The sequence below is a fragment of the Burkholderia sp. WP9 genome (assembly GCF_900104795.1).
GTDB lineage: Bacteria > Pseudomonadota > Gammaproteobacteria > Burkholderiales > Burkholderiaceae > Paraburkholderia.
The window spans coordinates 2613758-2634075 of sequence record NZ_FNTG01000002.1 but is presented as its reverse complement, the minus strand read 5'-3'; the positions used below and the strand labels follow the sequence as shown (position 1 = coordinate 2634075).

Genomic DNA, 20318 nt, shown 5'->3' with positions numbered 1-20318 from the left:
CCCTGGAGCCCATCAATGAAACTGTTCAAGACGCTCGCGGCGCTGGCCGCATTGTGTGCATTCGGCGCGGCCGCGCCGGCGTGGTCGCAAACGAAAACGATCTATATCGGCATGAACGGTGGGCCGATGGAAAAGGCCTATACGAGTCAGGTGCTGCCCGACTTCGAGAAAGCCAACAACGTGAAGGTGGTCGTGGTGCCGGGCACGTCGTCGGACATTCTCGCCAAGCTGCTTGCCAACAAGGCCAGCCCGCAGATCCACGTGGTGTTTCTCGACGACGGCGTGATGGCGCGCGCGGTCAGCATGGGCGTGTGCAAGAAGCTCGATGACTCGCCAGTGCTCAAGGAACTTTATCCGTTCGCGCGCATGAAGGACGACATGGGCGCAGGCGTGCAGCTCGGCATGACTGGGATTGCCTACAACAAGAAGCTGTTTGCGGAAAAAGGCTGGGCGCCGCCGACCTCGTGGATGGATTTCGCCGATCCGAAATACAAGGGCAAGGTCGTGTTCCAGTCGGCGTCGAGCAGCACTTTCGGCCTGCACGGCTTTCTCGCCATCAACCGCCTGATGGGCGGCAGCGAGCAGAACGTGGAGCCGGGCTTCACCAAATGGGCGAGCACGGTGGGACCGAACGTGGTCGAGTATGTGCCGAATTCGGCGAAGATCTCCGAAATGGTCCAGACCGGTGAAGCGGGCTTGTTCCCGCTGACGCCGACTGCCGTGGGCGATCTGGCCGACAAGGGCATTCCGGTCGGCTATGTGAATCCGAAGGAAGGTCCGGTGTTGCTGCTAGTCGACCTGTGCGTGGTCAACAACAACCCGGACCCGCAACTGGCGCAGAAGCTCGCGCAATTCCTGCTCTCCGCGCCGGCCCAAACCAAAGCCGCCGAGGCTGGCCGTCAGATTCCCACCAACCGTCTCGCGAAGATGACGCCGCCCATGCAGCAGAGCCTCGGCAACGTCGAAGATCTGGTGCGCAAGGTGACAGTGGTGGATTGGGACACGATCAACGCGCACCGCGCACAGTGGGACACGCGCTGGAACCGGCAGATCGAGCGCTAAGCCGGTCTGTTGAAACGGCAACGAAAACGCGCGCCTTGCAGACCTGCAAGGCGCGCGTTCTTTATGGATTCGTACAAGTGCGGCGTTAGAAAATCACCGATGTCGCCACCGCCAGCCAGATCGCCACCACACCGGCGAGAAACAGATGCCGCGCAATGCGCACCCGCCTGTCGCTGGTTTCGGGTTCGACCGGACTCGTCGCGACCCACGGCACGAGCCCGAGACAAGCAAAGCCGATTAGCGCGGACGCGAACACGAAGATGTCGGCGACTCGCCAGCCGGTCGGCTCGTACATGCCCCAGTAACCGAGAAACACGATCCCGATCGAGAAGATCGTGGCCGACGCGGCACTCAGCGCAGGGACTGATCCTGTTGGACTCGGCATGCTTCACCTCAGATATTTAGGCTGTTATGGCCGTGCCTGCCAGGTCCCGCGCTGCGGCTTCATTCAGGACGTGCGGGTCTGCCTCGCTTCATACGTCTTCAGATGACTATAGGCGATGCGCAGCAGCGATAAGCCGTGCTCGCCCTTCTGCGCGTCACCGCCGCGCGAAATCAGATCGCCGAGAATGTGATCCGCCTCGGTGTGCGAGTGGTTTTCCACATCTCGCAGCATTGAAGCGGTGAGCGGCGAAGGCGTGAAGAGCGTCTGCGTGGCGCGAGCGTCGAAGTCGGGGCCCATCGTGAAACCGTTGTGTTCGGCCACGGCGCGGGCCTCGCCCAGCAGATTTTCGATGACGCGTTTGCCGTCCGGCGCAGCCAGAATATCGCCGACCGATCCGCGCAGCAAGCACGTGCTGGCCGCCAATGTGGCGAGGAACACCCACTTCTCCCACATGCGCAGCAAAATATTGTCGCTGACCACCGCGTCGAAATTCGCGCCGCCCATTGCCTCGGCGATCGCAGCGACACGTTCCGACGTGCCGCCGCCCTGTTCGCCGAAGGTGACCGCATGAATGTCGTTCAGATGCACGATGTGCTGCTCGGCATTGAGCGTGGCGGCGATCACGCATTGACCGCCCAGCACGCGCGCGGCGCCGAATTTTTCGTTGAGCACTTCGATATGGCGCATGCCGTTGAGCATCGGCAGAATCAGCGTCGACTCGCCGACGAGCGGCGCGAAGGAATCGATGGCGTCGTCCAGACTGTAGGCTTTGCAACTCAGCAGGACCAGATCGAACGGCTCGGCGCTCACACCGGCGAGAATGGTTTGCGGGTCGCGCAGCGTGAGATCGCCCCGCACGCTCCTGATGACGAGTCCGTCGCGCTTGAGCTTTTCCGCCCGGCCAGGGCGCACGAGGAAGGTCACATCCTGGCCCGCCGCGGCGAGACGACCGCCGAAATAGCCGCCCACGGCGCCCGCCCCTACTACTAGAATTCGCATCTTTGGCCTCTTGATAGATTTCGGTCACGCGCGCCGCGCCGATGAGCGAGGGCTTCAGGGACGCTTATGCAGCGCGTGTGCAGAAATGTAGCAAAGATTGAAGATCGACATCGGCCACGATTGCCGGTGCGCAGCGTGTTGCATTGCACAGCGGCTTATGTCGGATCAATCCACGCCATGCCGCGCATGCGCTGGATGTGTCGACTGTACGACAGCCGCCCGCTTAAAACGTGCCGCAAATGGTGCGCTCGTATAGCGCCAGCATGCCCGGCACATCCACATCCATGCACACCTTGCAGTCGGGCCGGCTATCCCAGGCCGGCGCAGGCACAGGCATTGTCGACGGTTTCTGAATGGACTGGCCTACCGCGATACCGTCCGTCAGCACACGCACCGGACCGCTGCGCGTCGTATAGAGATGCGGCGCCAATACATAGGCCACGGCCGACGAATCGTGCACATAGATGCCCGCAAGCTGCGCGCTCTGCTCGTGAAACGCCTCGTAATGGCGCGACACGTCCCACACGAACTGACCTGCCGCGCCGCCGCGAACGCGCAACGACGCCAGATAATCGTGGCTCATGATGCTGCGCTGCGTAACGTCGAGACCGACGACCGCGACCGGCCACGCCGCGCCGAACACAATGTCGGCGGCATCCGGGTCGCCCAGAATGTTGGCCTCCGCTGCGGGCGTCACGTTGCCGAGCACGCCGTCCGTGCCGAACGCGCCGCCCATGATCACCACCTGTTTGACGAGCGAGGCGATCTGCGGATCGTCCGCGAGCGCGAGAGCGAGGTTCGTGAGCGGCCCTACCGCAAGCAGCGTCACCTCACCAGGATGCGTGCGCACCGTGTCGATGATGAAGCGGTGCGCGGGGCGCGTGTCGAGTGCGGCCTGCTCCGCTGTATTCAACGCGATATTGCCGAGCCCGTTGTCGCCGTGAATCCATGCGAGTGGCTCAGGCGCGGCGCGCTTGAGCGGCGCTGCCGCGCCCTGCGCGACCGGCACGCCCTTGGCGAATCGCCCGGCGAGAAAGCGCGCGTTGCGTGTGGTCGTTTCGATCGTCGCGTTGCCGAATACACTCGTCAGGCCAAGCAGTTCGATATCCGGATGCAGCGCCTGAAACACGAGCGCCATGGCGTCGTCCACACCTGGGTCGGTGTCGTAGATGACTTTATGCCTGCTCATAGATAGAACGCGTCCGGCAATTGTTCACGCGCGGTCGTGTCGCGCGTCGCGCCATGCAAATTGCCGAGGCGAATCGGCAATTCAGGGCCGCCCAGTTCGATAATCACCTGGCGGCATGCGCCGCACGGCGCGATCGGGCCGTCCGTGTCGCCGATCACGGCGAGTGCCGCAAACTGGTCGCGCTGATAGCCCGCCGCAATGGCGCTAAAAAACGCGGTACGTTCGGCGCAATTGCACAAACCGTACGAGGCGTTTTCGACGTTGCAGCCGTCGAACACCTGGCCGTCCTGGGTCAGCAGCGCCGCGCCGACCTTGAACTTCGAATAAGGCGCATAGGCCTTTTCTCGCGCGGCACCCGCGCGCTCCAGTAGTTGTTCCATATTCATCCAGCAATCCTCGATTCAATTCAGCGTAATGAACATGCCCGCTATCGTGGCGCTCATCAGGTTCGAGAGCGTCGCGGCGAGCACGACACGCAGGCCGTAACGCGCGACTTCGGCACGGCGTTCGGGCGCGACGGCGCTAAAGCCGCCCGTCAGCACCGCGATCGACGAAAAGTTCGCAAAGCCGCACAACGCAAACGACAGGATAGCAATGGTACGCGGATCGAGCGCCTGCAGACCGGCCGCGGTCACGCTCGCGGCGTCTTTCAGATACGGCGACAGCGAAGCATAGGCGACGAACTCATTCAGAATGACCTTCTGCCCGAGGAAATTGCCGGCAATCGTGGCCTCGTTCCACGGCACGCCGATCAGATAGGCGAGCGGCGCGAATACGATGCCAAGCACCGATTGCATGGACAACTGCGGATGGCCGAACCAGCCGCCAATGCCGCCCACGATCCCGTTGAGCAACGCAATCAGCCCGACGAACGCGATCAGCATCGCGCCGACCATTACCGCGATCTTCAGGCCCACGGTCGCACCGGAACTCGCTGCTTCGATCACATTGGCGGGACGCTTCTCGTCGAAGTTGAGGTTGTCGAGATGAACCCGGCTCGCTTCGGTCGAGGGGTGGATGATCTTCGCGAACAGCAAGCCGCCCGGCACCGCCATGAATGAGGCGGCCAGCAGATACTCGATACGCACGCCGAGGCCCGCATACCCCGCCAGCACCGACCCGGCCACGGCCGCCATGCCGCTCGACATCACCGCGAACAATTCGGCGCCGGTCATGTCGCGCGTAAACGGTTTGACCACAGCCGGCATTTCGCTTTGACCGAGGAAGATGGTGGTGACGGCGGAGAACGATTCGAGCTTCGACACGCCGAGCAGTTTCTGAAACAGCGTGCCGAGCACGATCACGATCCAGCGCATCACGCCGATGTAGTACAGCACCGAAATCAGCGCGGTAACGAAGATGATGGCCGGCAGCACGCGCACGGCGAATACGAAGCCGCCGTCGCCGAACACCTGGAACATTTTCGACTGCACGAGGCCGCCGAACAGGAACTCGATGCCCGCGTTGCCGTAGCCCAGCACATGATTCACAGCGGACGCCGCGCCCGACAGGATCGACTTGCCGACCGGGACGAAAAGAATGAACGCGCCGATTCCGATCTGCGCAAGCAGTGCGCTGCTTACGGTCCGTAAGCGGATAGCACGCCGGTTGGTGGAAAAGATAAAGGCAATGAGCAGCAGTACGGCAATACCGAGAATGTTTCGAACAATCAGTGCCATGTCTCGTCGTGTTCTTGTGAAAGTGGCAACGATGCTAAACGAAACTGAACCCGGAGAAAAAACTTTAAATAGAGGCCCGCGTCCTTTGCCGAAGAACCAGTCAAGATTGATGCGCCGCGCATCTGCGCGATGTCAGCAAGGTGCATCGAACTCGTTCGCACGCCGATGCACCCCGCTGTTATCGACTCGGCATCACAGCATTTCCAATGCCAGCGCGATCCCCTGTCCGCCGCCTATACACAGCGTCACGATGCCGCGTTTGAGGCCGTCGCGCCGCATTGAATGGAGCAGGCGCGTGGTCAGCACGGCGCCGGTCGCGCCGATCGGATGGCCATGCGCAATTGCGCCGCCTTGCACGTTGATCAGTTCGTCCGCAATGCCGAGTCTGCGCGCGACCGCGATCGGCACGGCGGCGAACGCCTCATTGATTTCGAAGCGCTCGACATCCTGCAGTTGCCACCCGGCTCGCGCCAACGCCATCTCTACCGCCGGCACGGGACCTAGGCCGAACATGCCGGGTTCCACCGCGGCGACGCCGTAGGCCGCAAGTCGCGCGAATGGCTCGATGCCGCGTGCTTCCGCGAAGCCGCGTTCGGCCACCAGCATCGCGGCCGCGCCGCTGTTCAAGCCGGGCGCGTTGCCTGCCGTAATCGTGCCATCCGGGCGAAATGCCGGACGCAGCTTCGCCAGCGTTTCCACGGTGGTGTCGGGGCGCGGCTGCTCATCGCGCGTGAAATGTTGTGGGCCTTTGCGCCCGGCTATTTCCACCGCGACCAGTTCGGCCTCGAAATCGCCGCGCGCCTGGGCTTGCGCAAATTGCTGCTGCGAACGCGCGGCCCAACGATCCTGGGTTTCGCGCGTGATATCGAATTGCGCGACGAGATCTTCGGTGTGCCAGCCGGAGTGCTCGCCCGAGAACGCGTCGTTCAGGCCGTCGCGCAACAGGCTGTCGTGGATTTGCGCGTTGCCCATGCGGTAGCCCCAGCGGCCGCCGTCGAGCAGATACGGCGCGCGGTCCATGTTCTCCATGCCACCGGCCACGGCGGCATCGCCGAGACCCAGCAGGATCTCCTGCGCTGCGGACGCGATCGCCTGAGCACCCGAGCCGCACACACGATTGACCGTCAACGCGGGCACGCTTACCGGCACGCCGCCGCCAATCGACGCCTGGCGCGCCGGATTCATGTTGTTGCCCGCCTGAATCACGTTACCCATCACGACCGATGCCAGCGTCGCCGCATCGAGCCCACTGCGCCGCAAGGTCTCTCGCACGGCGATTGCGCCGAGTTCGGTTGCAGAAACCTCTTTCAACGATCCGCCGAATGCGCCGATCGGCGTTCTCACCGGATTGCAGATCACTACTTCGCGCTGCTTCGCCATTGCTTCTCTCCTGTTGGTTCAACACCTCATTGGTCACACGCGCCCATCAGTTATTCGCCGATACCGCGGTGACCGCGTCAGGCACATCCCAGCCGCCGCCGAGCGAGCGGTACAACGCGACCGCCGAGAGCGCATGCTCGCGCTTGGCCTGGTTCAACGATTCGGCGTCGCGCAGAAAGGCTTCCTGCGCCGCGAGCACATCGAGGAAACTCGACGCGCCGCCCTTGTACAACTCGGTGGATAGACGCAGCGCATGGTCCGACGCGTCCAGCGCGCCGCCAAGCCGTTGAACCTGCACTGCGCCGCTCACCAGATCGCTGCGGTTGTCCTCGATTTCCTTGAGGGCTTGCAACATGGTTTGCTGCAAACCGAGTTGCGACTCGCGCATGCGGCTTTCGCTCGCGTCGATATTCGCGGTAATGCGGCCTGCGTTGAAGATCGGACTCGTCGCGTTCAGGGCGGCGCTAAAAAGGTTGTCGGTCAGCGTGGGCAAGCCGAGATAGGACGAGGCCAGCAGGCCGTCGGCGAGATTGATCCTGAACTGCGGATAGCGCTGCGCTTTCGATACACCCACCTCGGCCGCGCGCTGTTCGACCGTCGCGTACGCGGTGCGTACGTCGGGACGCTGCAACAGCGCTTGCGAGGGCAGCATCTGCGGCACGCTTTGCGCGGGCACCGGAATATCGCGTGCATTGGCGAGCAGCAACCCGTCCACGCTTTCCGGCGTGCGCCCCGAATACACCGCGATCAGACTCAACTCGTGCTGCACCGCCGATTGCACGCGCGGAATCTGCGCCTGCAAATCTTGCAACTGGTTCTGCGCGCGTGCGACATCCAGTTGTGTCGACAGCCCGTAATGCAGACGCTGCTGTGTGAGCTTCAATGCGCGCGCGCGAATCTGCTCGTTGTCGCTCAGAATCTGCAATTGCGATTGTGCCCAGCGCAGGTCGATATACGCTGCGGCGGTATTCGCCGCGAGCGCGAGGCGCACCTCGTTCAGTGCCGCCTGGCGTCCAGACACCTGCGCCTGCGCCGCGAGCACGGCGAGACGTTCGCCACCGAATACGTCGGGCGTCCAGCTGGCCGTCAGGCCGACACCGGCCTGACGCACGTAACCGAGCGGCGGCGGCGTGTTCTGCCGCGAGTCGGAAGCAGTCGCGCTCGCATTCAACTCGGGCAGCAAGGCCGCGCGGTTTTGCGTCGCCAGATCCTGCGCCTGCTTGACGCGCTCCACTGCCGCCTGCACGTCGAGGTTGCCGGTCAACACGGTTTCGACCAGTTGATGCATGACAGGGTCACCGAATTGCGCCCACCACGCGTTTGCGCTCACGCTGTCTTGCGGCGCTTCGACATTCCACGCAGCGGGCGCAACGGTCTTCACGGTCTGCGGCAAATCCGCGTGCGTTTCCGGTTGCACCGCGCACGCCGCAAGCGTCAGCATTGCGGCGCTCGCCAGTACTTTGAGAAGGATCGGTTTCATGGTGAATTCCTCAGTGAGCGTCGGGCGGCGGCGCGGAGTTGCCGAACGGGCGCGAAAACAGCACGCTCAGCAGGCCGACCAGGAAGCACAGCGACAGGGCGAAAAAGGTGTCGGAGAACGTGAGGACGAGTGCTTCGCGCAACAGCAGCGCGTGCAGTTCGCCGAGCCCGGCGTTTGCCGCATTCAGCACGTTGCCGCCCACTGCCGCGAAATGTGCGCTTTGCTGCTGCAAGATCGACTCGACCACCGGACGGCCTACGTTCAGATGCTCGTCGAGCCGCTCGTAGTGCAGGTTCAGGCGGTCGTTGAGCATCGTGCTGCTCACCGCAATGCCGATCGCGCCGCCGAGGTTACGCATCAGATTGAACAGGCCGCTGGCGGAACGAAGCCGCGACATCGGCAACGAACCCAGCGCCATCGTCACGATAGGCGGAATGCAGAACTGCTGGCCGATGCCTCGCAACGCCTGCGGGATCAGCAACTCCTGCCAGCCCCATTGATTGGTCAGCGGCACATACAGATAACAGCCGACGCCAAACAGCACCAGCCCGAACACCAGCAGCACGCGCATATCGACAAAGCGCGCGACCACCGAGTACGCCACCATGGCGACTAATTGGAAACAGCCTACCGACAGCAACGCCACGCCGATCTGCAACGAATCAAACCCGCGTACACGCGATAAAAACACCGGCGTCAGGAACACCGCGCAGAAAATCCCGATCCCGGTGATGAACGACAGCAGACTGCCTATGCCGAAGTTGCGGATCGCCAATGCGCGCAAGTCGACGATCGGCTCTTTCGCTGTGAACGCATGCACGATGAACAGGAATCCGCAGATCGCCGCCACCCATGTACACGTGAGGATCAGGTCGTCGCCGAACCAGTTTTTGCGCGGTCCTTCCTCCAGCACGTATTCAAGGCAACCGAGAAACCCGGACATCAGAAGAATGCCGAGGTAGTCGCCTTTTTTCAGCAGCGACAAATCGACCTCGTCGAAGTGCACGTATTTCGGCACCATCACCGTGACGACGGCGCCCGGCACGAGGTTCAGATAGAACAGCCAGTGCCACGACCATTGCGACGTGATCCAGCCGCCGATCACCGGGCCGATGGTCGGCGCGAGCGTGGCGAGCGCGCTGATGGTGGTGGACGCAATCAGTCGCTGCTTGCCGGGAAACAGCACGAACGCCGTGGTGAACACAGTCGGGATCATCGCTGCACCGAGCGCGCCCTGCAAACCGCGGAACAGGATCATCGAATTGATGTCCCACGCGAGACCGCACAACATGCTGGTGATCGTGAAGCCGAGCGCGGAAAACGCGAACACCCAACGCGTCGAGAACACGCGGGTCAGCCAGCCGGACATCGGAATAACGAGAATTTCAGCAATCAGATACGACGTCTGCACCCACGAGAGTTCGTCCTGGCTCGCGGACAAACCGCCGCCGATATCCTTGAGCGACGACGCCACGATCTGAATATCGAGCGTCGCCATAAAGAACCCTAGACACATCAACGTGAACGCCGCCACTTTGGTGCGTGTCGGCAGGTCGGCGGGGTTGGCGAGAACTTGAGTCATGATCGGCTCATCCGCGCGCCGGCGTATTGCCGACCGGAGCGGCATCGACATGCACTTTCACGGTTGCCGAGAGGCCCGGGCGCAGCACGCCTTGCATGTCCTTCGGCGCTTCGAGCCGCACGCGCACCGGCACACGCTGCACGATCTTCGTGAAGTTGCCCGTGGCGTTTTCGGCGGGCAGTACGCTGAAGGTCGCACCGGTGGCCGGCGCCAGACTTTCCACGACGCCGTGAATGCGCTTGCTCGACGCATCGAGATCGACGTCGACGCTGTCGCCGACGCGCATTTTCTTCAACTGGTCCTCCTTGAAATTGGCGTCGATCCAGAGTCCGCTCGAAGGCACCACGGTCAGCAGCGACACGCCGGTGTTCGCCAGCAGGCCGACTCGCGCGGTGCGATTGCCGACATAACCGTCGATCGGCGAGCGAATCGTCGTGTACTCCACGTTCAGGGCCGCCACACGCTGGGCCGCCTGCGCCGTGGCGATGCGCGCCTCGGCGTCGCCGATCTGCGCGTCGAGCACGGCAATCTGGCGTTGCGCCGCGATCAGCGCGGCGCCGCTGCGATCGACCGCGGCGCGTGCTTTGGTCAGATCGGCATCCGCGCGTTCGACGACCTGATTCGATACCGCCTCGTCCTTCACCAGTTCGCGGTAACGCGTCTGGTCCGCGGCGCTGCGGGTCAATTCGGCGCCGGACGCGCGGACTTCCGCGGCCTGCTCGTTGATGGTGGCGAGCTGCAAGGATTTCTTCGCCTGCAGTTCGGTCACCGCGGCTTGCGCGCTCTGCACTTCCGCCGTGGCCTGCGCGAGCCGCGCGTCGTAATCGCGTGAGTCGAGCCGGATCAGCACGTCGTTCGCGTGGACGAACTGGTTGTCATGCACGAGCACGTCCGTGACGAAACCGTTCACCTTCGGCGCCATTACCGTGACATCTCCGCCCACGTATGCATCGTCCGTCGTTTCGACGAAGCGGCCGGCGAAGAACCAATACGACGCAGCAAGCGCCAGCACCACGAGGACCGTGATAATCGCGAGCAACATCCACGGAATACGCCGTGCCGGTTTGGCGGTCTGCGCCGCGCTCGGCGGGGCGATAGTCGCTGGAGTAGTGGACATGATGTCGATATGTGCGTATGCACTCGTTAAGGTGAAAAAAACGGCGCTTGGATTGCGCCGGTGGGCCGGTGCCGCACTCGCGGCGTTGGATTCAATCCCGAGTCATGGCGAACAGCTCGCTACGCAGAGCGGCCGCGCGCCGCTCGCCAAAACGATGCTCGAATTCCGCCTGCGCGGCATACCAATGTTCACGGCCTGCCTTCAACCGCTCTTCCCCTGCGGCTGTCAGCGTGATCGTCAGCGCCCGCGCGTCGGCGCCGAGTGCCTCGCTCGACACCAGACCGTTGCGGCGCAGCGGCTGAATCGTGCGAACCAGCGTCGTACGTTCCATGCGCATGGCCTCGGCCATTTGCCTCATCGTCATGGGGCCGGTGCGTTTGAGCCGTCCCAGCAGCGAAAACTGCGTAATGGTTAGTCCAACATTCGCCAGGTGCCGGTCGTAGATCTGTGAGACATATCGTGCGGCCTGGCGGATCGCAAAGCAGTCGTCGTCGATTAGCCCTTCCATTGCGGCACTTCCTCGTTTGTGAGTGCGTATGCACATAAGCAGGCGCGCTAAAGCTCGTATCAACGAGCGCGTGCGCCTCAACTATCCTGTGATGCTGAACAACTCGGCGCGCAACGTTTTGGCACGCGCATGGCCGAACTTCGTTTCAAACTCTTCCTGCGCCGCACGCCACGCAATGGCGGCCTGGTCGAACGTCGCTTCGCCCTTGTCCGTCAGGCTGAACAGCAACGTGCGGCCGTCATGCTCCGCCGATTCGGCTACTACCAGCCCCTCGCGCTGCAAAGGCTTCATGGCGCGGACCAACGTGGTGCGTTCCATCACCATGGCATCCGCCAGATCCACCATGGGCAGATTCGGCGTACGCGCGAGTTTGGCGAGAATCGTGAACTGCGCAGCCGTCAGGCCAACGGCACCGAGATGCCGCTCATAGATTTGCGTGACGTGGCGCGCCGCCTGGCGCAGCGCGAAACAGTTGCATTCGTCGTAAGAGAGAGGACGGTTCATGAAGGGCAGTCTATATGTGCATACGCACAGAGTCAAGTTTAGCTGGATTGAACACTGTGTTGCACAATCCGGTCAACCACGGCTTCCTAGGCGTGTGCCTGCCCGGCGTGGGTTGAATTGTCGATGCAAGCCTCATGGCATGCGCTCGTGCAGTGAGGCTTGTCTCGTGTCGAGGCCGTTCGGGTTCAGCGCACCAGCATGTCGTTGATCTGGACCACGTCGGTGATACTCAGCGCGGCCGTGTCGCCCTTGAGTTGCATCAACGCGACGATGGCGCTATAGCGGGCGGCCAGCAAATCGCGTTGCGAGGAATACTGCGCATCGATCGCTCTGAGGACGTCGCTGGCTGTTCGACTACCCACCCGGAAGCCGACCCGAGTCGCCGCCAGCACCTCTCGCGATGACGCCACGAGATGCGTGAGCAGATCGATTCGCGTACGCCCATATTGATAGCGGCTGTAATCGTCACGCGCCGCCGCCTCGGCGTCACGCGAGGCGCCTGCAAGACCCTCTTGCGCCTTGTCTTCCAGAGCAGATGACGCCTTTACCTTTGCCTGCGTCTCACCGCCGGAAAAGACCGGTATCGAGATGGCGAGCATGCCTGTGGTTGTCGTCGTGGGACGCGAGTAGCCGGATGCCGCGCCCGCCGGGGTATAGCTTCCGGTCAGGTAAAGAGACGGCAGATGCGCCGAGGTGGCCTTGCTCACCTCCATTCTGGCAATCTGCCAATCCAGTTGCTTCAATTGGACCTCAAACGCGTGATCTTTCGCCTGGCCGGCCCACGCGTCGATGTCCTCAGGCTGCAGGCGCGGCATCGGCAACGAGTCAGGCAATCGCGCGAGCGTCTCGAACGGCACGCCCGTGGCTTGCTCGAACGCCCGGCGCCTGGCTGCCAGCGTATTTTCAGCATCCATCTGTTCGAGCGCCACCTTCTCGCGCGCGGTCTGGGCGTCGCGCAGATCGATCAGCGTCGCTTCCCCACCGGCTTTACTCCGGTTGATCAATTGAAGTTGCTGATCGACCGCGCTCGCGTATTCGCTAACGCGCCGCAGTTCGTCCTCGGCAACCAGCGCTTCAAAATACACGCGTACGGCCCGCAGAATCGCGGCCTGTTGCGCGGCGTTCAATTCGACCGTGCCGCGCGCTTCGACATAATCCGCCTGCTTGTAGGTGCTCCACTTCGTCCAGTCGAATAATGGCTGCGCAATATTGATGGTCCATCCCGACTGCCAGTATGTGGTCTTCGGAAAACCATCGGTCGCTATGCTGTTATAGGTGCGCCCCCAACCAGCCGAAATTTGCGGCAGCAGGCCGGCGCGCGCCTGGGGAACGGCCTGCTGTGCCGCCGCGTAGCCGGCGCGTGCCTGCGCGAGGGTGGAGTCGCGACCTAGCGTCTGTTGCGTGACCGTGAGAAGGTCCGTTGCGAACGCGGGGCTCGCAATGGCGCACGACAGGCTGACGGCCAGGCGCGCGAGGCGGAACTCAAACATAGGTCGGCTCCGGCAACCGGTGCGCGTGATCAGGCGTCTCGGGCACCAGCGCGCCGTCCATCAGCCGATATCGAACATCGAACGCGGCGGCGAGGGACCGGTCGTGTGTAATCACCACGACCGTACAGGTCAGCCGGCGCAGCAAGGCGGCCACGTGCTGCACCGAAGCCGGATCGAGATTGGACGTCGGCTCGTCGAGCAGCAGGAGACTGCGGCCCTGATAGAGCGCGCGCGCCAACAGCAATCGTTGCCGTTGGCCCGCCGAAATGTTCGCAATCGTGTCGCTAATCACCGTGCGTGTGCGCATCGGCAGGCGCATGACGTCCTGTAACAAGCCGACGTCTTCGAGGAGCGCATGCACGCGGTCTTCGTCAATACTGGCAGCAAACAACGTGATGTTTTCGGCGATCGAGCCGTGCAGAATCAGGTCCCCCTGACGCATGTGCGCGGCATGCCGCCGGATCTCGTCGACCGTCAGATTGGGCCACGCAATGCCGTTGAGCGCGATCTGGCCTTCCTGGAGCGGCTCGGCGGCCGACAACAGTTTGAACAACGTCGATTTTCCGGCGCCCGAAGGCCCCGTAATGGCAATCTTGTCGCCGTGCCGGATATCGATACTCACATCGCGTAGCACCGGCTGGTCGGACACGCCGTAGCGAAACGTGACATGGCGCACTTCAATACGCTCGAACATGCGTATCTCGGTCACACGATTGCAGTCGGCAAGCGGCGTGTAGCGCTCTTCTTCACACTCGACGATGTCCGCCACCCGCGCGGTCGGCACACTCAGCATGAAATACGCAAACGCACCATTGACGGCGTGGGCAAGACGCTCGGACATGAGCGACTTGTAGATCAGAAACGAATAGAACACGCCCACGGATACCGTGCCGGCCAGCATCAGCCGCGCGGCAAACCAGGTGATCACAATCGTGTCCGCATACTGGACCAACTTGAGGATGGCGTCGCGAGCGCTGGTCAGCCGGTTACTCGTCAGCAGCGCCGCGACATATTCCTTGTACTTGATCATGAAGAGCGCCGTGCGGCGCGTTTCGCCCTGAGCAAGCTTGATCAGGCTCGCCGCCCGGATCGTCTCGATCAACGCATCGTCGCAGCGTGCCGACGTCTCGAGCACGAGTGCATGATTGTCCCGCATGCGAGCGAACATGCCCAATGCGACCGCAAGATAGACGATGAACATGCCGAGAGCCACGGCCGTCAGCATCCGGCTTTGCACGAGCATCAGCACGAGTGCGAGCGTCCCCACAGCGATATCGATGCACATCGCCGTCACGGTTCGGGTCGCATGGACGCTGATCTCGTCCTGCGCCTTGATGCGCGCAAAAATGTCGCCGACGTGGCGCTTCTCGAACCACGACATCGGATTGCGCAGCAGATGACCGAGCAAACCTTCGGTCATGTTGATTTGCGTAAGCTGATGCAGCAATTCGACAAGACGAGTCTCCACGTACTGGCTGAGCGCACCGACCGCGAAGATGCCGGCAAACGTCAGAACAAGCACGCTCAGCAGATTGATGTTGTCCGCCGATACCACATAATCGAGCACGAGGTTGCCGAGATAGGGCATGGCGAGGATCGCGAACTGGCTGCCCAGTGCGACGAACAGCACTTTCGCCAGTTGCTTGCGCAGTGCGGGGTTCAACGCCCGTACGCGGGCAAGCGCGCCGGGCACCTGCGACTTCGCGCGAATGCGCGGCATGGAAGGCGTAGCGGAACATTCGAGCAGATAGCCCGACACACTCGCCACGAACGTATCCATGGACACGCGCCGCCGGCCGCTGGCTGGATCGACAACCTGAACATAGCCATGGCCGCATTTCTCGAACACCACGAAATGCGCGCCGCCAAAGTGAAGAATCGACCCTCGCTTGACCGACGGCAAATCCGCCACGTCGAACCGGTAAGCCTGCACGGCGAGGCCGAATTCGGTCGCCACGTCGTACAGGTCCATCAAGGATAGACCGTTCGCCGAGATCGGCCTGAAGGCGGACAATTCGCGCACCTCGGTTGCGCGGCCAAGATGCGAGAGCACCATTGCCAGGCAGGCATAGCCGCATTCCGCGACTTCGTTCTGATAAATCGTTCGCACTGGGCCCCCTGATTAGCCTCTGATCATGCGGAAAAGCGGCGCCAACACCCATTCGGCAATCGTTCTACGCTCGACGACGATGCTCGCCGTAGCGCGCATACCGGGCAAGATGTCGAAATGCTGCTTGCCGTAGTCGAAGGTCTTGCCCCGTAGCGTCGCCCACGCCAGGTAGTCGCCGTCTCCGCCGCCTTGAGCGGCGAGCGAGCCGGGCATGCCCGGAAGCGAGGGGGACGACTGCATCGTCGTGTCCGATATGGCGTCGATGCGTGCTTCGTAGCTGCCGAATTTCGCGTAAGGAAACGCGTCGAATTTGAGCCGCACGATCTGGCCTTTTTCGACGAACCCGCGACGGCGCGACGGAATGCGCAGCGCCGCCCGCAATGCGCCCTTGTCGTCGGTCGCAATCACGAGCGCAACGTCGGACGCCTCCAGCGTGTGGCCCGTCACGAGTTTCGAAAACGTGACGACCCCGGCTTGCGGTGCCGAAATTGTCGCGTCCTGGCGCGACTGTTCGAAGCGCATCCGGATTTCCTGAATGCCTTGTTCGTGCCGCGCGTCGTTCTCTTTCAGCTGCGCGTTGAGGTCGATCAGCGCGCCGTTGAGCGTCGACATCTCGCCGAGCAACTGTTCGCGGCGCGCCAGACCTTGGGCGATGGAAACCTTCACCTGGTGCTCATCGGCACTCGCCTGCTCGATACGATCCGCGGTGACGTAGTCCGACACCGACTTGAGCCGCACGAGTTTCTGCTGCGATTCGTCGGAAAGCTGGCGGTTCTGGGAAATCTGTTCATCCAACGCAATGAGCTCCGCTTTACGGCTCGAACCCGTCAGCAACGAAGCATCCCGCTGTGCGGTCAATTGCGCCTTGCGTTGGGCGTATTGTTCGTCTGCGACGCGAATCTGTTCGTCGCGCATTTGCGAGTCGAACACGGTGCGCTGACGGCCGTCGCTCGACAGCGACAGGTCACGCTGCAGCGTGAACAAGGGCGCACCGGCTGCCACGCGCTCCGACGGCCGCACGTACACCGAGGTCACGAGTCCGCTCAAACCGCGTACCTTCACTTCCGATGGCGACACGATTTCGCACTGCACGTCCTGCTTGAGTTCCACTTCATGCAGGAAGCCGAAGCCGACGGCAACCACCACGATCGCCGACGCGGCATAGGCGATCCATCGCCAGGAAATGTCTTTGTACTGCGGGATACTGGTTGGGTCCATGACTGTCCTGCCGCCTCTCTGCTGGAGACGAGCTGTTTTTTCTAGCGGTGACTGCGTGAGTTATCTGACTGGCGCGAATGCGTACATTGAAGGATGTCCGGCGGCCAACGCACGTGCATAGTTGTCTCTTAACGCTTGCTCGATGCAATCGGCGAGACGTTGAGGCGCGTCGCCATGCGCCAGTTCGAGCGGATCGAATACGAAAGCGCCAAAACGCCCATGCTCAAAGCGCAGATAGAACGGCAGCAGCAGCGCGTCGAGCGGCGCGCCCATGCGAAATACGCCGTTATGAATCCGCGCCGGACGGCCGAAAATGGAAACGCCGACGGTCTCCATGGGATACCCGCTCAGCGTGAACGGCGGCGCATCCGAAAACAGCACGACGACACCGTTGCGTTTGAGCGAGCGCGCCGCGCGCAAACCCAATCCGCTGCGATTCGTTTCGCTGTAGGTGTGGAGGATGTCGATGTGCGGAATCATCGCCTCATCGCTTCCGTAGATATTCTGCGGCACCCCCGATACGACGCCGATCGACGCAAGTCCGAGCTGTTTGCGCAGTTCATCGACCAAGTAGATGTTGGCGTATTGCGAGACGTAGTGAAATGGCGAAACGATGACTGGCCGATCAGGCGTCGCGGCCTTCACCTTCCTGATGATCTGCGCCAGCACGGTCGCGGCACGCTGCAAATCCGGCCACGCTTCCGCGCGATTGCGCTGGCGGCCGAAATGAAGCCGTTGATCGATCAGTTTCTCGAGCACCCTGCCCGGCAGCACGCGGCGATTGTCGAGATGGTCGAGCTTCAATACGTCGCGCCCGACTTCCCGCCGCTCGATACCGCTCCAGCGGAGCCTCGCGTTGAAGCGACTCCGCACATACCATGCGGTCATTGCAAGCGGCTCGATCGCGCGCAGAGGAATGCGCGACAGGCAAGCGCCTTGTAGGCGGTCGCGGCTATGTCTCGCGCCGCGCCTGAAAGCGGCAGGCAACCCACGCAACGCTATGAATAACCGCATGCTCGTTCCTTCGTCACGGTGAGACAGCCGTTCCACGGGAACGCCATGATTCGTTGTCCGGACGCGAAGCCCGATCTTGAACGACCGGGCTTCGCGAGACGGTGAGCGGGCAATCAGCCCGTCCTTACACCGTTATTGCGACGCTGCTTAGCTGCGCGCGACCGGCTTGGCTGCCGGAGCTGCTGCCGGCGCCGCGGTCGGTGCTGCGGACTTCGACGCCGAGCTTGCCGGAGCACAGCAGCACTTGCAGCAGCCGCCGGCGATTTCCGATTGAGCCAGTGCGTTACGATCGATCTTTTGCATTTTCTTGCCTTGAGATAAAAAATTTAAAATTAGGATAACTACAACTTCTACGTCTACTTCTAACTACGCCCTGCAAAACATGGCTTTGCCTCTTGCGAAGCTCGGCCAATCCTCGAATTCTTCAGCTACCCGCTCAATCCCGTTGGCGCGCCCCCGGGTGAAACTAGTGATGCCCGTTCCCACGCTCGACATCCGACCATGAGACAACCGCATTGCGTGCATACACCTTCATGGGCACCGCATTCATGAACAACATCAGCCGTTCCGCCCCTTCTGTCTGGTCAACCGTTGCGACATTCGAAGCAATGTTGTCGCTCGCAGACTGGCGCGTCACGACTACCGCATTCAACGGCGGCGCTGGCTCCAGGCTGGTTGGCTCAACCTTGCTGTCGGGCCGGGCGCTCTGAGGACCGACTTCAATCGGATCCGCGCTGCCGGGCAGCAGGTGCGGCACGGCCGCATGGCCGGGACTGCCCGCGCTCAGGTCCGGGTTCGCCGACGCGCCGGCATCCAGGCCGCCCTTCGGTTGGAGGGTGTCGGCTTTGTCTTCTGCTGCTTCGGTGATCGTGATGCCTTCTCTGCGAGCAAACACCGAGCCCCGAATGTTCGCCGCCACCTGCGAATAGCCGGAACCGCCACTCGCGCTTGCTCCGAAAGTCGCGTAGGGACTGCGGTACTGGACATTGCCGCCACCTATGCTCGAGCGCTCCGAGTGCGTCCCGTACATGCCGTACTTCAGTTCATCCGCAGCACCCACGGAACCCGCAAGGATTGCCTGCTCGGACCAGTTGGCATGACTGTCATGCATCAAGCCCGCCGACAGCAGCGGAGCATGCTCCGCCTTGCCAAGCGGCACGGAGACGGTGGCGAACAGCTGGTTGCTCATGGGTCCGCTCAAGCCGGTGCGCTGCCGCGAAGCCGATACGGTGTAATTCAGATTCGCATTGGCCACGCGTAACGCGCCGGAGTAGCCAATCTGAAACTCCGTTTCGGATCCCGAATGGTTCCAGTAGTCCGACGTCGAGCCGACCACATAAAGCGTACCGGCAGCGCCGCCGAGGCGCTGGTTCAGCGCAATCTGCATCTGGCTGCGCCGATGTCCGACGCCGTTTACGCCGGAACCCGCCGACGCCACCTCGCGTGTAAGCAGCGCGTCGCGCAGCGAGAGGAAGCCGCCTGATGAGTAGCCATACACGGCGATCGAAACGTTCGTATTCGTCGGCTCGATGAACTTGCTATAGCCGATGCGCAGGCTTGCACCACGCGTGCTTTGCGATTGCGGCGCGTCGGCCTGAGCCGCCGAGATGTCGGCCGACAGCGCGCCGATCGGCGTGCGGATCGCCGCACCGATCAAGCCGGACAGATAACCGTCCGCGGCAACCGCCCCGCCGTAGCCCGTTACCGAACCGCTGAAGCCGTGCTGGATCGTGCCCTGCAGCATCGCGTCGTGGCGCTTGATCTGCGGGTCACGCGCCACACCACCGGCGACGCTGAATCGCGTCGAGTCCCGACGCAAAAGCGGCACGGCCGAAGGGTATGGCACGGTGAAACTGTGCTGACTGCCGTCGGCTTCCGTCACGGTGACAAGCAGATTGCCGCCATAACCGGTTGCCGCGACGTCGTTGATTTCAAACGGTCCCGGCGCAACCGTGGTTTCGTATAAGCGGTTGCCGTTCTGCGTCACAGTGACCAGCGCATTCGACATTGCCACGCCGCGCACCATCGGCGCATAGCCGGACACGACCTCGGGCACCGCGCTATCGACGCTCTCCACCTTTACGCCATGCACGCCGATGCTGTCGAACACAGCGCCGTCCGTGAACTGGTCGCCAAGAGCGAGCCGGGTTTTCAACGACGGAATGTCTCGCTGCAGATAAGTCGCGATGTTCTGATATGACGTGCCTCGCCCCGTCATGGACTGGACCGCACCGCGCTCGTGCACTTGCCAACTGCCGATATTGACGCCTGCGTTAAAGCCAAAGTAACGCTGTGTATCCGCCGCCCCTTGCCCCGAGGTGCGAAACGTATTGAACGCGTAACCAAGCGCCGCCGACGGACTTTCCGCATGCGCGGTTACGAGCGATTCACTCCCGGGCGCCGCCTGTCCCGACTCCATAGCGGAAGCATTCGCGCCATCGTCACGCTGATCGTTGAACTGCGCACCGGCGCCGGTGATGGTCTGCGCATGCCCCGGCGCCGACACACAGGCGCCTAGCGCACCGAACATCAGCGCATGCGTGCGCCGCCGCGCTCGTCTGCTCAATCCTCGGGTGAATTCGGAATGTCTTTTTGCCGCCA

Annotated in this window: 17 protein-coding genes; 1 reads left to right on the top strand and 16 read right to left on the bottom strand. The window is 62.5% G+C overall.

Going from position 1 to position 20318, the window contains the following annotated elements:
* The first annotated feature begins 15 nt into the window (after positions 1-15).
* On the top strand, positions 16-1062 hold the full coding sequence (locus tag BLW71_RS32850; protein WP_091807047.1) for an ABC transporter substrate-binding protein: 1047 nt from the start codon (positions 16-18) through the stop codon (positions 1060-1062).
* An 85-nt stretch (positions 1063-1147) separates the two neighbouring features.
* Here BLW71_RS32850 and BLW71_RS32845 read toward each other — a convergent pair whose 3' ends face one another.
* The 16 genes from BLW71_RS32845 to BLW71_RS32770 form a co-directional block, all read right to left on the bottom strand.
* The gene (locus BLW71_RS32845) at positions 1148-1447 is read right to left on the bottom strand and encodes a hypothetical protein (protein ID WP_091807045.1); all 300 of its coding nucleotides are present in this window, start codon (positions 1445-1447) and stop codon (positions 1148-1150) included.
* Between the two features lie 63 nt (positions 1448-1510).
* Positions 1511-2446, bottom strand: a complete 936-nt coding sequence (gene panE, locus BLW71_RS32840) for a 2-dehydropantoate 2-reductase (protein ID WP_091807043.1) — start codon at positions 2444-2446, stop codon at positions 1511-1513.
* Between the two features lie 223 nt (positions 2447-2669).
* Entirely contained in the window at positions 2670-3635 is a 966-nt protein-coding gene (locus BLW71_RS32835) for a nucleoside hydrolase (protein WP_091807041.1), read from the bottom strand.
* Positions 3632-4021, bottom strand: a complete 390-nt coding sequence (locus BLW71_RS32830) for a cytidine deaminase (protein WP_091807039.1) — start codon at positions 4019-4021, stop codon at positions 3632-3634. Before BLW71_RS32830 ends, BLW71_RS32835 begins: the two co-directional genes overlap by 4 nt.
* Before the next feature lie 15 nt (positions 4022-4036).
* Positions 4037-5314 (bottom strand): NupC/NupG family nucleoside CNT transporter, encoded by a 1278-nt coding sequence (locus BLW71_RS32825; RefSeq protein ID WP_091807037.1) that lies wholly within the window; start codon positions 5312-5314, stop codon positions 4037-4039.
* Between the two features lie 192 nt (positions 5315-5506).
* The gene (locus tag BLW71_RS32820; RefSeq protein ID WP_091807035.1) at positions 5507-6694 is read right to left on the bottom strand and encodes a thiolase family protein; all 1188 of its coding nucleotides are present in this window, start codon (positions 6692-6694) and stop codon (positions 5507-5509) included.
* A 46-nt stretch (positions 6695-6740) separates the two neighbouring features.
* A complete protein-coding gene (locus BLW71_RS32815; protein ID WP_091807033.1) occupies positions 6741-8174 on the bottom strand; it encodes an efflux transporter outer membrane subunit in 1434 nt (477 codons plus the stop codon).
* 10 nt (positions 8175-8184) lie between these two features.
* Complete coding sequence (locus tag BLW71_RS32810; RefSeq protein ID WP_091809163.1) at positions 8185-9756, bottom strand: DHA2 family efflux MFS transporter permease subunit; 1572 nt, start codon at positions 9754-9756, stop codon at positions 8185-8187.
* 7 nt (positions 9757-9763) lie between these two features.
* Complete coding sequence (locus tag BLW71_RS32805; RefSeq protein WP_177205157.1) at positions 9764-10873, bottom strand: HlyD family secretion protein; 1110 nt, start codon at positions 10871-10873, stop codon at positions 9764-9766.
* Positions 10874-10964: 91 nt separating this feature from the next.
* Positions 10965-11381, bottom strand: coding sequence for a MarR family winged helix-turn-helix transcriptional regulator (locus tag BLW71_RS32800; RefSeq protein WP_091807029.1), 417 nt, complete (start codon positions 11379-11381; stop codon positions 10965-10967).
* An 81-nt stretch (positions 11382-11462) separates the two neighbouring features.
* Positions 11463-11885: a MarR family winged helix-turn-helix transcriptional regulator gene (locus BLW71_RS32795; RefSeq protein WP_091807027.1), complete on the bottom strand. Its 423-nt coding sequence runs from the start codon at positions 11883-11885 to the stop codon at positions 11463-11465.
* A gap of 185 nt (positions 11886-12070) precedes the next feature.
* Positions 12071-13375: a TolC family outer membrane protein gene (locus BLW71_RS32790; RefSeq protein WP_091807026.1), complete on the bottom strand. Its 1305-nt coding sequence runs from the start codon at positions 13373-13375 to the stop codon at positions 12071-12073.
* Complete coding sequence (locus tag BLW71_RS32785) at positions 13368-15485, bottom strand: peptidase domain-containing ABC transporter (RefSeq protein ID WP_091807025.1); 2118 nt, start codon at positions 15483-15485, stop codon at positions 13368-13370. The genes BLW71_RS32790 and BLW71_RS32785 overlap by 8 nt, the downstream gene beginning before the upstream one ends.
* Before the next feature lie 12 nt (positions 15486-15497).
* Positions 15498-16703 carry an HlyD family secretion protein gene (locus tag BLW71_RS32780; protein ID WP_091807024.1) on the bottom strand — a complete coding sequence of 402 codons (1206 nt, stop codon included), beginning with the start codon at positions 16701-16703 and terminating at the stop codon, positions 15498-15500.
* A 60-nt stretch (positions 16704-16763) separates the two neighbouring features.
* Positions 16764-17717, bottom strand: coding sequence for a lysophospholipid acyltransferase family protein (locus tag BLW71_RS32775; protein WP_177205156.1), 954 nt, complete (start codon positions 17715-17717; stop codon positions 16764-16766).
* A 466-nt stretch (positions 17718-18183) separates the two neighbouring features.
* Complete coding sequence (locus BLW71_RS32770) at positions 18184-20283, bottom strand: fimbria/pilus outer membrane usher protein (protein ID WP_177205155.1); 2100 nt, start codon at positions 20281-20283, stop codon at positions 18184-18186.
* Positions 20284-20318 lie beyond the last annotated feature (35 nt).

Bases quoted from the DNA above. Each gene is read 5' to 3' on its own strand.
- BLW71_RS32850 (WP_091807047.1), top strand. From the start codon at position 16: ATGAAACTGTTCAAGACGCTCGCGGCGCTGGCCGCATTGTGTGCATTC.
- BLW71_RS32845 (WP_091807045.1), bottom strand. From the start codon at position 1,447: ATGCCGAGTCCAACAGGATCAGTCCCTGCGCTGAGTGCCGCGTCGGCC.
- panE (WP_091807043.1), bottom strand. From the start codon at position 2,446: ATGCGAATTCTAGTAGTAGGGGCGGGCGCCGTGGGCGGCTATTTCGGC.
- BLW71_RS32835 (WP_091807041.1), bottom strand. From the start codon at position 3,635: ATGAGCAGGCATAAAGTCATCTACGACACCGACCCAGGTGTGGACGAC.
- BLW71_RS32830 (WP_091807039.1), bottom strand. From the start codon at position 4,021: ATGAATATGGAACAACTACTGGAGCGCGCGGGTGCCGCGCGAGAAAAG.
- BLW71_RS32825 (WP_091807037.1), bottom strand. From the start codon at position 5,314: ATGGCACTGATTGTTCGAAACATTCTCGGTATTGCCGTACTGCTGCTC.
- BLW71_RS32820 (WP_091807035.1), bottom strand. From the start codon at position 6,694: ATGGCGAAGCAGCGCGAAGTAGTGATCTGCAATCCGGTGAGAACGCCG.
- BLW71_RS32815 (WP_091807033.1), bottom strand. From the start codon at position 8,174: ATGAAACCGATCCTTCTCAAAGTACTGGCGAGCGCCGCAATGCTGACG.
- BLW71_RS32810 (WP_091809163.1), bottom strand. From the start codon at position 9,756: ATGACTCAAGTTCTCGCCAACCCCGCCGACCTGCCGACACGCACCAAA.
- BLW71_RS32805 (WP_177205157.1), bottom strand. From the start codon at position 10,873: ATGTCCACTACTCCAGCGACTATCGCCCCGCCGAGCGCGGCGCAGACC.
- BLW71_RS32800 (WP_091807029.1), bottom strand. From the start codon at position 11,381: ATGGAAGGGCTAATCGACGACGACTGCTTTGCGATCCGCCAGGCCGCA.
- BLW71_RS32795 (WP_091807027.1), bottom strand. From the start codon at position 11,885: ATGAACCGTCCTCTCTCTTACGACGAATGCAACTGTTTCGCGCTGCGC.
- BLW71_RS32790 (WP_091807026.1), bottom strand. From the start codon at position 13,375: ATGTTTGAGTTCCGCCTCGCGCGCCTGGCCGTCAGCCTGTCGTGCGCC.
- BLW71_RS32780 (WP_091807024.1), bottom strand. From the start codon at position 16,703: ATGGACCCAACCAGTATCCCGCAGTACAAAGACATTTCCTGGCGATGG.
- BLW71_RS32775 (WP_177205156.1), bottom strand. From the start codon at position 17,717: ATGCGGTTATTCATAGCGTTGCGTGGGTTGCCTGCCGCTTTCAGGCGC.